Source organism: Microcoleus sp. MOSTC5, from assembly GCF_036701825.1.
Classification (GTDB): domain Bacteria; phylum Cyanobacteriota; class Cyanobacteriia; order Cyanobacteriales; family Microcoleaceae; genus Microcoleus; species Microcoleus asticus.
Genome location: NZ_JAUBRK010000175.1, coordinates 1 through 1,473, shown reverse-complemented (window position 1 = coordinate 1,473; position 1,473 = coordinate 1). Strand labels below are relative to the sequence as shown.

The following is a 1,473-nucleotide window of genomic DNA, read 5'->3' as shown; positions in this document are numbered from 1 at the left end:
GGCTGCGATGAACAATGACTATATGATGCAGATTCTCAAATGCTTTTGTCAAGCATGATTGAGATGCTCTTACCCTGATCTTCTAAGGCTTGCTTCTTTTTTGATTTACTGACGTTTGCTGGCGGTCTTCCTAGAGCGCCAGTCCAGTAAAAGAGGTTGAAAAAAAACCTCAAATAGGATGTACCCAAACGACTCACAATACGCCACTAAAAACTCAAGTTGCTACGCAGTGGCTCTTCAATGATTGCCATACGAAATCTCAGCCGATTTTGGGTTCTCAATAAATCCGGCCTGCCAGTGATCGGAAAAACATAATCTGCAACTAAGGTATCTTTTTAGCTAGGCAGATATCTGTTGATTTTGAGCAAACATTCTTGCCAAAACATGAAGATTGTGAACCACCGCCATCCGACGCAGAGCGAACAGATTTTTACGCAGTCCTAAGTACCTTGCTTGCTTTCCTTGCCATTGACCAATATGAGCCAAACTGTGTTCAACGCTCACTCGCTCTCTTAATTTTTGACGGCGGATTGCTGTGGTTTGCCGCTCGCGCAACTCCTGCAATAATGGCTCGTCTGGATGAATGGAAACACTCCGATATTTGGTACTAGCTGTACATTGAGTCCGCAGCGGACAAATCTGACCTTGCTTTTGGGGAAATCGTACCGTTTTTCCTGCGGTAAATGGTATGCTAATGCCATTGGGGCAGCGAATTACACCCTCGTCCCAATCGAGATTGAAAGCTGTTTTCTAAAAATATTTGCCGTTGCGGACTCGCCAAGATTTACAAATTACGGTCAAGTTTGCCGAGCGTTCTTTGACCCAATGGCTTGTTATAGCAGATTCCATGTATATATGGTACACTGTATTTAGTACATAAGCGAAAAAAAATGAAACCCTATTCGATCGAGTTGCGCGATCAAATAGTTAAAATCTATGAACAAGGTGATACCTCAATTAGGAAAGTAGCCGCCAGATTTGATGTAAGTAAAGGGTTTGTTCAAAAAATTTTAACACAAAAACAAACGACTGGTCGCGTTCAACCCAGAAAACAGGGTAGAAGCCTCAAAAGTGTGTTAAACTCGCGCCGGACTGAATTGACCCAGATGGTTGAAAAATATCCGGATAGCACGCTGTCAGAACCCAAGTGAATATTGGCTTTGGAACTACAACGAAGCTGTCAGCCCGAGCATGATGTGTCGTGAACTACAAAAACAAAATTTGACGCGAAAAAAAAGACCATACGCAGTAGTCAGTCTGCCACTGAAAGAGTGCAAATTCTCAGGTGTGAATATTGGGAAAAAGTGAAAAATATTGACCCTGACAACCTCGTTTTTTTGGATGAGATGGGCGTTTTATTGGGATTAACACGAACCCATGCACGTTCAATATGTGGCAGGGTAATCGCATCTAATTTGGTATAAATTGTACTTGACAAATGACAGAAGATGTAGAATTCAGAGGCAGGGCTGC

At 42.6% G+C, this 1,473-nt stretch carries 1 protein-coding gene and 1 pseudogene; one reads left to right on the top strand and one right to left on the bottom strand.

Annotation, left to right across the window (positions count from 1 at the left end; all coding sequences use genetic code 11):
* Positions 1-339 precede the first annotated feature (339 nt).
* Positions 340-837: pseudogene (locus QUA54_RS34200) on the bottom strand (transposase); the annotation flags it as partial.
* A 53-nt stretch (positions 838-890) separates the two neighbouring features.
* On the opposite strand from QUA54_RS34200, the gene QUA54_RS34720 reads away from it, so the two are divergent.
* Complete coding sequence (locus QUA54_RS34720) at positions 891-1,151, top strand: helix-turn-helix domain-containing protein (RefSeq protein ID WP_445301621.1); 261 nt, start codon at positions 891-893, stop codon at positions 1,149-1,151.
* Positions 1,152-1,473: the final 322 nt, after the last annotated feature.

Excerpts from the sequence above, each read along its gene's own strand:
- QUA54_RS34720 (WP_445301621.1), top strand. The coding sequence starts at position 891 with ATGAAACCCTATTCGATCGAGTTGCGCGATCAAATAGTTAAAATCTAT.